Source organism: Streptomyces cyanogenus (assembly GCF_017526105.1).
GTDB lineage: Bacteria > Actinomycetota > Actinomycetes > Streptomycetales > Streptomycetaceae > Streptomyces > Streptomyces cyanogenus.
This window is the reverse complement of sequence record NZ_CP071839.1, coordinates 170,389-182,288: the sequence shown is the minus strand read 5'-3', so window position 1 is coordinate 182,288 and position 11,900 is coordinate 170,389. Positions and strand designations below refer to the sequence as shown.

The following is an 11,900-nucleotide window of genomic DNA, read 5'->3' as shown; positions in this document are numbered from 1 at the left end:
TTCTTCGGTCAGCTGGGGGTGGCGCCTTCCCGGGCAAGGCGGCGGGTCATGAGGGTGGTCGGGCGGCGGCTGCGGGGCGACGGTGCAGGTGATGAACCGGCGGAAGTCGGTCAGCTTCTCCCTGGTGACGGCCCGTTGTATGTCTCCAGCACGTCTCGCTCGGTTCCGGGCTGGTAGCCCGTGGCCCTGTTCCAGGTCAGCGGGGGCCAGCCCTTCTCCGCGGCCTGGTGCTTCAGTGCGGCGAGGCCGGAACGTCGGCGCATGGTCGCTGCCGAGGGCCGGTCGTCGCTCAGTTCGTGAGGGCCTGGCGGAGGGTGTCGCGGCAGTCGATGACGGCGTCGACGCCGACGATGCTGATGGTGCGCATCACGGCCTCGCCGACAGCGGCCAGGCGTAGCCAGCCGCCGGCCTCGCTCAGGGCGCGGTGGGCGACGAGGAGGATGTTGATGCCGCTGGAGTCCATGAAGGTGACCTGGCGCATGTCGACCACGATGCGGGGACGGGGAGTGCCGGCGGCGTCCAGGGCTTGGCGGAGGGTGTCGCCAGTGTGGTGGTCGATCTCTCCAGCCAGGGTCAGCACGCGGATGCCGTCGGTAGCGGTGGTCACGACCGACAGCTGAACGCTCGGCCCAGCTTGTTCGGTGCCGGTCATCTCTGCCTCAGACATGCGGGCGATCCTGGCACACTCGGCGCCTCGCGCGCAGTGCCGCCCTGACAAGGCACGAGCGGCTCCGATCTGTGGCCGATCCGAAACCAAAGGCATGGCGTCATCCGCAGCTGCGCGGGTAGCCGCGCGGAGACTTTGCGAACGGAGAGCGAATGGCCATCGTGATGGAATCAGACCCGGCGCCGGCAGGCGGCGCAGCGCCGGGCAGGCCAGTCCTTCAGGCCAGCGCTGCTCTGGTCGGCGACGGCGAGGACATCGCCCGGGCCCGCCACATCGCCGCCGGTTTCCTCACCCGCGTCCAGGCCGAGCACGGCCTGCCCGTCTCCCAGCGCGCCCTCGAGCTCACCCAGCTGGTGGTCAGCGAACTGGTCACCAACGCCCGCAAGTACGCCCCCGGTCCGGTACTGCTGGACCTGCAGGTCACCGGGGGCGTGGTGGAGGTCGCGGTGTGGGACTCCGATCCGGTCCTTCCGATCGCCCGGGCCACGGACGCCGACCGGGTCGGACAGCACGGCCTGGAGATCGTTATGGCCGTCTCCCAGGGCTTCGCAGCGCAGCGCGAGCCGGTCGGCAAACGCGTCACATCCCGTCTCGCCCTGGCCGACGACCCCGGCGACGCCCTGCACGGACGCCAGCCCCTGTAACCCGGCCCCACGGCCCCCTCTTCAGGCGGGACGTGCATGGCGGGCGAGGGCGGCAGGACCGGTAGCGGGCTGTGCAGCAACGCATCGACAGGCAGCAGCGGGCTCACCAGGTCGGGATCGGTGAGCCTGGTCCCAGCACCTTGCGGAGGTTTGCCCTCCGGTCCAGGCCGGTCAACTCGGCGCAGGAGACAGTCAGCGCCACCATGGCCCGGCTGTCGCGCGTGCTCACCGGCCTAATCCTCCGTACTGATGAGGCAGACGCGCGACTCCCCGTTCTGCCGGCCGCAGAGCACATCGGCGGCGGCGCGGTCGCTTCCACCGCTTCGCGCGGCCCGGCATGTGATCTAGGGCCGGTGATCACCGGCCGGACAGGAACCTACCCTCCCGACCGACGAAGTGACCAGCCAGCACGTGACGCTCTACGCCCCCCGGGGGGTGAGTAGTTGGCGGCATACCCACTGTCAATCGACCGACCCGTCGGAAACTGCGCGCTGGTTCGCAAATGCCCGTGGCGACTCTCGGCCGTTCTTGACGAGTGCCGCGTCGCGGGCGGCGGAGGTGGCGTTGACCATCAGCACCAGCGCCGACCTCAACCACGTGCTGCGGCTGATGGGCGTGATCGACCGGGCCGACGACGCGCTGCGGGCAGCTTGCCCGCTACTGGCAGAAGGAGGACCTCGAGAAGTCACTGGCGTCGCCGCCCTTGGAGGCCGTTCTGTACGAGGGGCGCGGGGCTTGTTTTCCACGTGATCTATGACGGATTCACCATCACTGGCGGCTTCGCCCTCGCCGCCCGCGAGCAGTTCGCCACCGTCATCCTGGCCCGGGTCAGCACCGGCATGTGGCAGCCACTGCCCCGATAGACGGCCTCGTTTCCAAGAGCAGTCCGTTCTCGGGCTGGATCCACGTTGTCCGGGACGGCGGCGCCTCGGGTGTCGGCTGTACGAGCGACCCCGTAGGGGTCTCGGCAAATGTCAGGCCACGGCATCGCTTGCAGTAGTGCGCGCTGTGTGTCAGCGGTGCGTGAGGTGCGAGGCAGGGGGAACCGTCCACAGCGTACGGCGCGCACATGCCCCTCATTCCTTGGAAGTAACTCATAATTTGTGTGCTTGTAGGGCTGAAGTAAGGGCATCCGGTGGCCAGGAGGTTGATAACGATGGTTCCCCTGCTTCTGGTTCTTCTGCTGGCTCTGATCCTCTTCGGCGCGGGCTTCGCGCTGAAGGCACTGTGGTGGATCGCAGTGATCGTGCTCATCGTGTGGGTGCTCGGCTTCGTCGTCCGGACCGCGGACAGCGGCGGCCGCAAGGGCCGCTGGTACCGCTGGTAGACGAAAGACACCCGGCGCAGCGCGCCCTAGGCCTGAGCAATGGAGTGGGCCCGGCCGACACGGCCGGGCCCACTGGCGTGAAAGAGACGCCCCTTGCGGCGGTCGGGAGGGATCGGGCTTATCGGACGCACCGCAGGGTACGTGAGGTATACACCGGCCCCGCAGACTCAGCAGTGGAACCCTGCTCCTCCTGTCTGCGGGGTCGGTGCGTATCGCGCTTGCATACGGTTCGGTCGGGTGGCCAGGCCCCGCGGCTCACACTCACCGATTGGGCTGTCACGACCGCTGCGGCGAACTCGGACAGAAGGAGCCGCACCCAGGGCAGAAGCCGCCCCGCTCAACCACCACCCGCACGGGACAGCACGGGGCGCGAGCTGCGGACTCATGACCATCCCTGAGTCGCGGCGCACACAGCCCGCGGGGGCGGCAGCCCCCGGCCGATCCCCCTGGGATGACTCGAGCGGTCAAGAGGCGCCGCATGGGGTGTCGTTGTTGCGCAGGCTGTGAGTGGTGTCGTTGAGCTGGTAGGACCGCAGGTCGCTGATGGTGCCGCCTTCTCGTCCGATGCAGACGTGCCGGCCGAAGTAGTTGTCCTTCTGATAGATGCGTGCGGTGCGGCTGCTGTTGTTGATGATGGAGCTGCCCTTGCCGCGGAGGTAGTCGGGAAGGTGCCGCACGGAGCCGTCGACGGCGCGTTTGACGTAGGGCTGGCCGTTGAAGTTGATGTCGGGGTACATGCAGACGAACCCGCGCGGGCACGCGATCTGGTCCCGGGCCCCGGCGGGGGTGCCTGCAGTGGTGGTGGCGTGGGCGGGCGCGAGACAGGTCAGTGAGGCGGCCAGGACGGTCGGGACGGCGGCGGCGAGCAGCGCGGTGGTGCCTGTGCGGGGCCGTGCAGGCAGAAGTCCTATGGGCTCCGCCTGTCCTGACGGAGCGGTTCGTCATCCTGTTGCCATCGATGTTCATTCAGATGAGCGAGTTGACTCGGTCAGCCTCGCCGCCGAACCTCGACGGGACTGCGGCCGGCCGAGGGGTACACGGCTGCGAGCGTGCCATGGAGCCGCGTCCCCGGCGCCGGGCTGCGGCACCAGTGGTGCTGCCACTCGCGGTACGGCTGCTGGACTGGGCGGACGACTGCGTGCAGCTCAAGGCCGCGCATCTCTTCCGTCAAACATTGGAGCAGGTCACAGCACACGGAGCGCGTAGGAAGTCTCCGGCTGGGCATGTGGGTGTGGGGTGGCAGGGAGCGACGCGGCGGCATGGCACCGATGACCGTGCCGCCTCTGACATATCACCCTGCCGGCTGGACCCCATCACCGGTCAAGCACGGGCAAAAATGGCGGCACGCTCCGGGGAAGAGGACGGCATCGGGTGATCGCGGATGACGAATGGGGCGCCTACGCGGCATGCCGCAGCAGCGCCCCGGATGAACTGTTCGTCGAAGGGGCAGCCCAAAACGATGCGAAAGCCGTGTGCAGCGGTTGCCCGGTACGCGCGGAATGTCTGGCATTTGCTCTTGACCGTCGCATTGAGCATGGCATCTGGGGAGGAATGACGGAGCGAGAACGCCGTGCCCTGCTGCGCCGGCGGCCTACCGTGGCGTCCTGGCGCAGCCTGCTCGAAGCGGCCCGTTCCGAGCATGCACGCCGCGCTTGGCCGGCTGACCGGGCTGAAAGAGCGGCTCATTGACCGAGGTGGCGCTGCCCGTGACGGGCACGTGGTCCAACCCCGGGCAGGGGCGGTGCCCAGGCGGACATCGTCATCTCCGCGCCCGAGGACGGGGTGCCGCTTTTGTTCGTGGAGATCGACAACTGCTTCGAGTCCGCGCAGGTCCTCGCCGCGAAGATCGACAAGTACGTGCGGTTCTGCCAGCGGAAGGTGAAGGACGCCGACGGCCGTGAGCGGCCGATGCGGCGCACCCGCTGGTGGGTGTCCGACGGACGTTACGGCGACCGGCCGCACCCGCTGCTGCCGCTCGTCTTCAACCGCGTCGGCCCGCGCAAACCCGAACACCGTCATCGCACAGCTGGCCGAGCTGACCCGCCGGCATTGGCAAGGCGAGGCGCACGACGGCAAGCTGCCCATCGTGGTCACGCCTCGAACGGGCCCTCGCCGCTGGACTTCCTGCCCTACCGGGACGGCAAGCCCCTACCCGGCGGCTTCAAGCTCGGCATCAACCCGGGCCTGGTCAAGCACGAGGGCACCCAAACCGTCCTATGGGGCGAGGAGGTCCGCGAGCGGTTCGACGCTCCGGAGCTCAACCTCGCCCGGTACATCAAGGACGGCTCCGTCATCGACGCCGACAACGGCGAGTAGGAGAGCACGATGGCCACGTTCGGCGACGGCCTCGACAAGGCGATGCAGAAGGCGCTCACCCGCCCCGCGCCCAAGAGCGCGGGTGCGCAGATGCGGTACCTGGTCAAGCAGATGAAGGGCACCAAGCCGGTCGCCCAGATGCTGCGGATCTCCCAGCGCACCGTCGAGCGGTACGTGAAGGATTAGATCAAAAAACCCCGCCCGGACCTCGCCCCGTGCCTGGAGCGCGAGGTGACGAAACGGTGGCAGCCGCAGATCCGCGCCAAGGCCCGGCAGAAGGCGGCCACCACCGGCGGCATCGTCATCGACACCCGCGCCCGGCTCGGCTACGTCGCACCGATCGGCACGACGGACGAGGACCGCATCCGGCACCTGCCCGTCGCCCTGCCGCCCCGCTACGCCGCCCGCCTCTTCGACGCCCAGGAGCAGGGGGCCAGCGACCAGCAGCTCCAGCAGATCGCCGCCGACGCACTCAAGGAGGTGTACTTCCAGGACGGCGGCCCGCCGCGCCGGCAGCCTGGAGGAGGTCCACTTCACGGACATCGAGCACCTGGAATTCGACCTGTAGCAGCCGCGCTCTGAGCAGCCCGCGAGCCCCGGTGTGACTGAGCCCTTCACTTGGCGGATGAGCGGTTGAGTTGGCGAGTTGAGTTTGCGCGCGTTGACAGGTTGCGATGTGCCAGGTTGGCATCTTGCTGGGGCTGCTGGCATCTGCCTCTGACGCCGCACCGGATGGGCGTGTGCTCGCGCCGCCTCGGGTGAACACCTGCATAGGTGGCGGTATCGTTTCCAACGTGCCTTGCGGGCAGTACGCAGTGTCGGTTCCGTTGGGGCACTGGCCGGCCCTGGCGGCCTGGCCAAGGACCCGTGCGGCGGGAGGAGGGGAGGGGTCAGTTTCATGATCGGCCCTACCGCCCCTCGACTACGGCGGATCACTCGCCCCGATGTGATTCTGCGCGGGGAGGAGGTCGGTGCTGGACCGACCTTCCTGCTCCTTCACGCCGGTGGCGAACGCCGTCAGGTGTGGGGACCGGTCAGCGAGGTCCTCGTCGATGCCGGGTACCGGTGTGTGGCCTTCGACCAGCGAGGCCACGGCGACAGCGGGGGCACTGCTTGCAAACTGTCCGCGTGCGCGGACGACATCGCCGCGATGGTGCACACCGAGCCACCGGAAAGCGTGGTCGTCGGTGCCTCACTCGGCGGGCTCGCCGCCATCGCCGCTCTCGCGGACCCGGCAGTGCGAGCCAGGGTGACGGGGCTGGTGCTGGTCGACGTCGTACCCTGCCTCGAACCCTCCAGGGTCCGCCGCTTCCTCGCTTCCGTCGGCCCGCTCGGCGCCCACACCGAGCTCGTCGAGGACATCCTCGCCCAGGTCCCACGGCTACAGCAGGTCACCGCGGAACTCGACCTGCCCCTCCTGCTCATCCATGGCGACAACGGATCGGCGCTCACCGACGAGGACCTCGACCAGTTGCTGCACCTGGCTCCCCACACCACAGTCCGGCCCATCCGTGGCGCCGGGCACCTCATTGCCCGCAATCAGCCCGTCGCCTTGGCCCAGGCCATCATCGCCACCACCACTGCCTGGCGGTGAGCGCGCAGCTGGTTTCCGGTACTCCGCGAAACGCAGGCGAGGCCGCGGTGCTGGTCTAGTCTGTCAACGACAGGTGCCCGGCCAACGCGCAACTCGCCAATTGAACTGCTCAGTCACACCCGGACCGACATGGTTCCGGGGCTCGTTCGCGTATCCACGGGGTGGGATGTTCATGGACGCGACGCCGTGCCCAACGACTGTGAGGCGCCCGGGCCACCCCGCCCGCGTGGCAGTGCCGGGAGACGGCTGACCTCCTCAGGCGCGGCGTGCATGCGTGCGATCGGAAATCCGGGGAAAGCGATGGGCTGCTGACTGCGAGCTGTCGCTCATTGCTGAAAAGGAGAAACCGGTGCCCGGCATCACCGGCTTGCTGGTGCGGAAACTGTCCGTGTCCCTGAAGGCCACACGCAAGGGCAGTGCACGAGGCCGCCTTACGCAGCCGCTTGCCGCTCTGAGCCGGGTCCGCTCCTGCCCCTCCTGCCACAAGTGGGTCAGCGAGGGGATGGACACATGCGCGGGCGGACACCCGGTGCGCTGAAGAAGCGTTTCGCGCTTTGCCCAGCCGCCCCCAGGCGCGATGATCACCCCACAGCAGTGCGCAGCCGTCCGGGCTGCCCGTTCGTTCAGGGAGTACGGCATGGCCACGGGCACAGTGAAGTGGTTCAACGCGGAAAAGGGCTTCGGCTTCATCGCCCAGGACGGCGGCGGCCCCGACGTGTTCGTCCACTACTCGGCCATCGCCACCACCGGCTACCGGGAGCTGCAGGAAGGCCAGAAGGTCCGCTTCGACATCACACAAGGGCCCAAGGGCCCACAGGCCGAGAACGTCACCCCCGCCTGACAGGGGGAACGCCCGGAGGCTGGCGAAGCCGGAAGATATCCTCACCGCCCGCGAACCGGTAATCCTTCCTCCTTGCCCCGCCCGCCGATAACAGGGCTCACTTGCTCTCGAAGGGCGGACTTCCTTGGCCGAGAGGGTGAACCGGTGAGGGTGCCGAACCAGCGGGCCCAGCCGTGGCGAGCCATGGGGTCCCGGCTGGTCACCGAGATCCATGGGCACCGAGGTGCGCGGCAGCATCGAGTACGGGGTGGAACATTTTGGACTGCCCGCTGGTGATGGTCCTGGGCCGCAATTCCTGCGGCGCGGTCGCCGCCGCGTGCGCCGCGCTGGCCGGCGCCTGTCTCGCGCGTGTTTCCGCTCGGCCGGCCGCGATCCCTGCCCGTTGCAAGGCCGTGTCGACGTTCTGCCGAAGGCGCTCGTTGAACTGCTTCGAGGACAGTCCTTGCTGGGAACATCCGTACTGGTCGATGACCAACAGGGCCGGTGGAAGCCGAAGACCCGCCCGGCCAGCGCGTCACCCACCGAGCGCAGCTGGCGGGCCAGTCGGTCGCATACGTCCTACTCGAACCGCCAGGTCGCCACGTCGGCGAGGTCCCGGCCCGACTGGGGCTCCGGCGCCTCCGGGTGCGGACCCTTTCCGCTGCGCATCCGTTTGGCGGCACGCTTGAACCCCGCGCGGTCCTTCTCCACCTCCAGCAGGCGAGTGAGCAGGTCCCGCTGGAACTCGATCCCGGACTCCACCGTCTCGCAGTCGCGGAGCTGCTGAATGAGCTGGGCCAAGACCGGCTGCATCGCCTGATGGCGAGGGTGCACCATCATGTCGTCGGGATCGTAGGCGTCGGCGTGGAACAGGCTCATCCCGCCAGTGTGGCGATCACGTCGCTTCCCTACTGCCGTTTTCCGTACCGCCGAAGCCATGTTCGAACCCCTTGAGCACGGGATCGAGTTCGGCCGCAGCACTGCACAAAGAGCACAGCCGGGTGCCGGGGTGCTCCGCCGCGTCGAGCGCCTTGTCCAGGTCCAGCACCGGCGCCCCGGCGGGTGCTTCCTCGCAGTCGACGGCACGGATGATGCTGCGGCCGCGCTCCAGCTTCTGCAGCACCCAGCCCGACGGCCTGCGCGGCCCGAGGATCTCGCGCTCCGCCGACGGTGGGGGCAGCCGGGTCGTGGGGACGTCGTCGTACGAGACGCCGGGCACGGGCTTCACGTGGTCGGGGGCCTTCACCCACACCACGTACCAGGCGGGCTCCACCCGGCCGTCAGGCGTGTTCTGCCAGGCCGGGACGGCCACCTTGTACAGCCAGGCATCCGGGGCTTGCTGGCGCTCCTGTAGGCGGCCGGTGACCTCCTGGCCGTCGGGCAGGACCACGGTGATGGGCGGCGGCTCGTGCGGCGTCTCCCCCACGGTTACGCCGCCTACTGGCTCCCGCCGTCCTCGCGTTCGAGGGCGTGCTTGAGCTCGGACCGGGCGTCGGGCCGCTCAGGTGCGGCGACCTCGCTCCGGAACGGGTGTGTGAGGATCACGGCAGTGAGGTCGCGTTCCTTCTCCCACAACGCGGCCACTTCCTTCTTCTCCTGCTCCGACCAGCCTGGCGCGGGCACCAATCAATCGGGATTGACACGGGGCAAGCCGCGCTCACGCGTTGATATACGTGCGAATAATGATGCAGTTCTATACGGTTTCTGTTCCCGGTTCTGACAGGACAACCGGGACTCGGCGGTCCCGCGCTCCGATCGCACGCCGCGCGGGACCGCCATCGCCGGCCGCGGTGAAGGTTTTTAGGCTGGCCATGCCGATCTGCCAGGCTTCATGCCTGGCCCTGTCGGGCCCGGTGAGCTGAGGGACTGGGCCCCACATAACCTCTTCAAGCGGGACTTCTGCGGGGCCATCCTCCATGCCTGTCGACTTCAGCCGCAGCCCAGCCGCTGCCTGTGATCCCAAGGCCGGCCGTCCACTGGGCAAGGCATGCAGTGCACCCAGGGCGCCACTTGGCGGCGGAGCGCGTTGATGGCCTGCTGATGCGTGACTGGCTTGCACCGGCCCACTCTCCTTGGCGCCCCAACAGCCTCCAACGCGGACGGCATCATCGCTCGCCCTGCGAAGGACGTGCTGAATCAGCCACACGGGATCCGGGGGACGCCTCTGCTCACTTTCACGGCGCTCGACCTTCCGGCGTTCCTCTTCAACGATCCACTGTTCGAGGAGTTCACCTGGTGGTCCGAGCAGCAGCGCGAGCAGATCCGCACCGGCACCGCCCTGGTCGACGGCATCCACCAGCCCGCGCTCGCTGAAATGCGGCGTCCCGGTGGTACGGGGGAGACTACCGGGACGGCACCGCCCACCCTACGCAGCAGGGTTCACCCGCGGGCGAGAATCGCTGAAGTGTCCGCACGCGGTCGTCCTGGGTTGACCACTGCCCGCAGCGACGTCGGCTACCGGACCAGACGAATCCGACTCATGGACGGATGATCGAATGACGGAGCCCTGGCCGGGGTAGAACGGACCCCGGGCGTCATCCCAAAGTGGACGATCGCGCTACTCACCCCGGCCGGTAACCCCGGCGAGATCGAAGGACGCAGTATGGCCAGCGGCACCGTGAAGTGGTTCAACTCCGAGAAGGGCTTCGGTTTCATCGCCCAGGACGGCGGCGGACCGGACGTCTTCGCCCACTACTCGAACATCTCCGGCAACGGGTACCGCCAGCTGGTCGAGGGCGAGACGGTCACATTCGACGTCACCCAGGGCCAGAAGGGTCCCCAGGCCGAGAACATCGTCCTCGGCTGACGTCCTCGCTGGCCTCGTGAGCCCTGTGTAGAGTGGGACCACCGACGCGGGGTGGAGCAGCTCGGTAGCTCGCTGGGCTCATAACCCAGAGGTCGCAGGTTCAAATCCTGTCCCCGCTACGAGACAGAGAAGGCCCGGTCATCCGGGCCTTCTCCATGTAGAGATGGCGTGCACCCGCGGCCTCGGCATCCCCGTCGCCCGACCGTCGTGATCACTTGCGCACCGGGCCCGCCAAACCCTGTCGCAACGCACAGTTGAACGACACACGATCACTTCAGCACCTGTGCAGAACGGCATCGAGACCGTTCACGTCCCGCGCCTCGCGAAAATCACTACCCCCGAGGCACCACGGCCTCACGAGCCCCACCCCTGTCGGACAGCCTTCGGTGCCCGGCCGGCAGCAGCGCCCGAACGACACCCCGAAAACCCCGAGAGACAGGAAGCTCCGTTCCCGGTGGAGTTGCTGGGTGCTGGGGGTGTGTCCCGGATGGCGAGGTCATGTATGGGGGTGTCGGTGCCACCGTTCCGGTACGTCGACGGGCCGAGGAGAGTGCCGTGCTGGAGGTCTCGTTTCCGCATCCCGGCAACGTTCATGAACCGAATGCGTTCGTTGTGTGGGGCGGGTGCGGCGCTGTCCTGCTGCATGAGCGCGACGACGAGCGGATCGCGATGCTGCTGGAGCGGGCTCAGCCGGCGACCTTGGCGGAGGTCGAGGACGGCGACGAGGCGGTGACGGTCGGCGCGGCTCAACCGCCGCCTGGCCATCCCCACACCGCCCGGCCTGCCCCGGCTGCGTGAGCAAGCCGATGGCTGGGAGGAGCAGTTGTGCAGAGACGCCGAGGTGGCTGCGTAGGTGAGAACGCGCATCGGTTGTCGATGAGTCTCAGCAGCAGTTGTCGACATTGCGTGGGAAAAGGTCGATGAGATATGACACCGCTGCTGAGAAGGCCGAGTCATGGCATGGGCCGCCCGTCAGGGACGCGGGGCTTTCTCTCCATGCACGGCTGTGTATTCGGCTGCGAGCCAAGGACCGAGGTCATTGATGAGCATCCCGAGCACCGCCAGGTCGGGTGAGAGGGCACGGCCAATGGACACGGCGACGGTCCCCGTCATCGCGGCGAGCAGATGGACCTGGGTGCCGTCGGTGCGGCGGGCACCGCGCACGGTCTTGCCGTCCACGGCGAGGGAGGGCAGGGGCCGCCGGTCGCTGTCGTTCTCCTCCTGGCCGGCGGCGCGTTCGCGCCCGGCGAGCCAACTTCCGACGGCATGTTCCAGCGCGTCGCCGTCGATGCGTTGGAGGACACGACGCACGGTGGCCTCGGCCGGGGCGACGGGGCCGTGGTCCGGCTCCCAGCATGGGCCACCGAGCCGGGCCAGGACGTTGGGCGGGGCGTCGGCGGCCCACTCCGCGATCGCGGCCAGGGACTTCGCTCCGGCCAGGACCGCGCACGCGGCCAGGGAGAGGACGAAGGCGAGCGAGTGGCGTCGGCCCTGGTCCCGGCGGGGATCGGGCACCTGAGCCAGGCAGGTCAGCAGGCCGGGGAGGTCATCGGGTACGGTCGGCGCGGTGTCGGCGAGTTGGCCCAGAGGGCGCGGCATGAGCGAGGATGAGCGGGCAGGCACGGTCTTCCGTCGTGGTGATCAGGGACTCGACACCTCATGATCACCGGAAGTCGTGCCTGCCTCCGCGTCAGCCCCCGCAGTCCTGTCCCAGCTCCTGAAGCCC

The 11,900-nt window shown here is 68.5% G+C and carries 13 protein-coding genes, 1 tRNA gene and 4 pseudogenes; 12 read left to right on the top strand and 6 right to left on the bottom strand.

Annotation, left to right across the window (positions count from 1 at the left end):
• Positions 1-289: 289 nt before the first annotated feature.
• On the bottom strand, positions 290-667 hold the full coding sequence (locus tag S1361_RS00755; RefSeq protein ID WP_243769008.1) for an STAS domain-containing protein: 378 nt from the start codon (positions 665-667) through the stop codon (positions 290-292).
• A 164-nt stretch (positions 668-831) separates the two neighbouring features.
• Here S1361_RS00755 and S1361_RS00750 point away from each other — a divergent pair, with 164 nt between their 5' ends.
• Both S1361_RS00750 and S1361_RS00745 read left to right on the top strand, forming a co-directional pair.
• On the top strand, positions 832-1,311 hold the full coding sequence (locus S1361_RS00750; protein WP_208036376.1) for an ATP-binding protein: 480 nt from the start codon (positions 832-834) through the stop codon (positions 1,309-1,311).
• 1,156 nt (positions 1,312-2,467) lie between these two features.
• The gene (locus S1361_RS00745; protein ID WP_208029929.1) at positions 2,468-2,638 is read left to right on the top strand and encodes a hydrophobic protein; all 171 of its coding nucleotides are present in this window, start codon (positions 2,468-2,470) and stop codon (positions 2,636-2,638) included.
• A gap of 464 nt (positions 2,639-3,102) precedes the next feature.
• Here the strand turns inward: S1361_RS00745 and S1361_RS38785 are convergent, their stop codons facing one another.
• Entirely contained in the window at positions 3,103-3,375 is a 273-nt protein-coding gene (locus S1361_RS38785) for a peptidase inhibitor family I36 protein (protein WP_243769007.1), read from the bottom strand.
• Positions 3,376-4,009: 634 nt separating this feature from the next.
• Between S1361_RS38785 and S1361_RS00735 the strand changes: the two genes are divergently transcribed.
• The 6 genes and pseudogenes from S1361_RS00735 to S1361_RS38775 all read left to right on the top strand — a co-directional run.
• Positions 4,010-4,327, top strand: a complete 318-nt coding sequence (locus S1361_RS00735; protein WP_208029928.1) for a WhiB family transcriptional regulator — start codon at positions 4,010-4,012, stop codon at positions 4,325-4,327.
• A gap of 402 nt (positions 4,328-4,729) precedes the next feature.
• Positions 4,730-4,954 (top strand): annotated as a pseudogene (locus tag S1361_RS40150) (telomere-associated protein Tap); the annotation flags it as partial.
• Positions 4,955-4,963: 9 nt separating this feature from the next.
• Positions 4,964-5,522 (top strand): annotated as a pseudogene (tpg, locus tag S1361_RS00725) (telomere-protecting terminal protein Tpg).
• A 330-nt stretch (positions 5,523-5,852) separates the two neighbouring features.
• Positions 5,853-6,548: an alpha/beta fold hydrolase gene (locus S1361_RS00720; protein ID WP_208029927.1), complete on the top strand. Its 696-nt coding sequence runs from the start codon at positions 5,853-5,855 to the stop codon at positions 6,546-6,548.
• 637 nt (positions 6,549-7,185) lie between these two features.
• Positions 7,186-7,389 (top strand): cold-shock protein, encoded by a 204-nt coding sequence (locus tag S1361_RS00715; RefSeq protein WP_208029926.1) that lies wholly within the window; start codon positions 7,186-7,188, stop codon positions 7,387-7,389.
• Between the two features lie 211 nt (positions 7,390-7,600).
• Positions 7,601-7,718: pseudogene (locus S1361_RS38775) on the top strand (carbonic anhydrase); the annotation flags it as partial.
• Between the two features lie 229 nt (positions 7,719-7,947).
• On the opposite strand, the gene S1361_RS00710 reads toward S1361_RS38775, so the two are convergent.
• Genes S1361_RS00710 through S1361_RS00700 form a run of 3 tightly spaced genes read right to left on the bottom strand, consistent with a single transcriptional unit; the run spans position 7,948 to position 8,991 of the window.
• Complete coding sequence (locus tag S1361_RS00710) at positions 7,948-8,247, bottom strand: hypothetical protein (RefSeq protein ID WP_208029925.1); 300 nt, start codon at positions 8,245-8,247, stop codon at positions 7,948-7,950.
• A gap of 16 nt (positions 8,248-8,263) precedes the next feature.
• The gene (locus S1361_RS00705; RefSeq protein WP_208029924.1) at positions 8,264-8,794 is read right to left on the bottom strand and encodes a DUF6233 domain-containing protein; all 531 of its coding nucleotides are present in this window, start codon (positions 8,792-8,794) and stop codon (positions 8,264-8,266) included.
• A gap of 11 nt (positions 8,795-8,805) precedes the next feature.
• On the bottom strand, positions 8,806-8,991 hold the full coding sequence (locus tag S1361_RS00700; RefSeq protein ID WP_208029923.1) for a hypothetical protein: 186 nt from the start codon (positions 8,989-8,991) through the stop codon (positions 8,806-8,808).
• A 505-nt stretch (positions 8,992-9,496) separates the two neighbouring features.
• Between S1361_RS00700 and S1361_RS00695 the strand changes: the two genes are divergently transcribed.
• From S1361_RS00695 to S1361_RS00680, 4 genes and pseudogenes are all read left to right on the top strand, one after another.
• Positions 9,497-9,859, top strand: coding sequence for a hypothetical protein (locus S1361_RS00695; RefSeq protein ID WP_208029922.1), 363 nt, complete (start codon positions 9,497-9,499; stop codon positions 9,857-9,859).
• Between the two features lie 111 nt (positions 9,860-9,970).
• Positions 9,971-10,174, top strand: a complete 204-nt coding sequence (locus S1361_RS00690) for a cold-shock protein (protein WP_208029921.1) — start codon at positions 9,971-9,973, stop codon at positions 10,172-10,174.
• A gap of 45 nt (positions 10,175-10,219) precedes the next feature.
• A tRNA-Met gene (locus S1361_RS00685) sits at positions 10,220-10,293 on the top strand.
• A gap of 250 nt (positions 10,294-10,543) precedes the next feature.
• Positions 10,544-11,012: pseudogene (locus S1361_RS00680) on the top strand (aminoglycoside phosphotransferase family protein); the annotation flags it as partial.
• A 134-nt stretch (positions 11,013-11,146) separates the two neighbouring features.
• On the opposite strand, the gene S1361_RS00670 reads toward S1361_RS00680, so the two are convergent.
• Positions 11,147-11,773 (bottom strand): transposase family protein, encoded by a 627-nt coding sequence (locus S1361_RS00670; protein WP_243769005.1) that lies wholly within the window; start codon positions 11,771-11,773, stop codon positions 11,147-11,149.
• Positions 11,774-11,900: the final 127 nt, after the last annotated feature.

Excerpts from the sequence above, each read along its gene's own strand:
- S1361_RS00755 (WP_243769008.1), bottom strand. The coding sequence starts at position 667 with ATGTCTGAGGCAGAGATGACCGGCACCGAACAAGCTGGGCCGAGCGTT.
- S1361_RS00750 (WP_208036376.1), top strand. The coding sequence starts at position 832 with ATGGAATCAGACCCGGCGCCGGCAGGCGGCGCAGCGCCGGGCAGGCCA.
- S1361_RS00745 (WP_208029929.1), top strand. The coding sequence starts at position 2,468 with ATGGTTCCCCTGCTTCTGGTTCTTCTGCTGGCTCTGATCCTCTTCGGC.
- S1361_RS38785 (WP_243769007.1), bottom strand. The coding sequence starts at position 3,375 with ATGTACCCCGACATCAACTTCAACGGCCAGCCCTACGTCAAACGCGCC.
- S1361_RS00720 (WP_208029927.1), top strand. The coding sequence starts at position 5,853 with ATGATCGGCCCTACCGCCCCTCGACTACGGCGGATCACTCGCCCCGAT.
- S1361_RS00715 (WP_208029926.1), top strand. The coding sequence starts at position 7,186 with ATGGCCACGGGCACAGTGAAGTGGTTCAACGCGGAAAAGGGCTTCGGC.
- S1361_RS00710 (WP_208029925.1), bottom strand. The coding sequence starts at position 8,247 with ATGAGCCTGTTCCACGCCGACGCCTACGATCCCGACGACATGATGGTG.
- S1361_RS00690 (WP_208029921.1), top strand. The coding sequence starts at position 9,971 with ATGGCCAGCGGCACCGTGAAGTGGTTCAACTCCGAGAAGGGCTTCGGT.
- S1361_RS00670 (WP_243769005.1), bottom strand. The coding sequence starts at position 11,773 with ATGCCGCGCCCTCTGGGCCAACTCGCCGACACCGCGCCGACCGTACCC.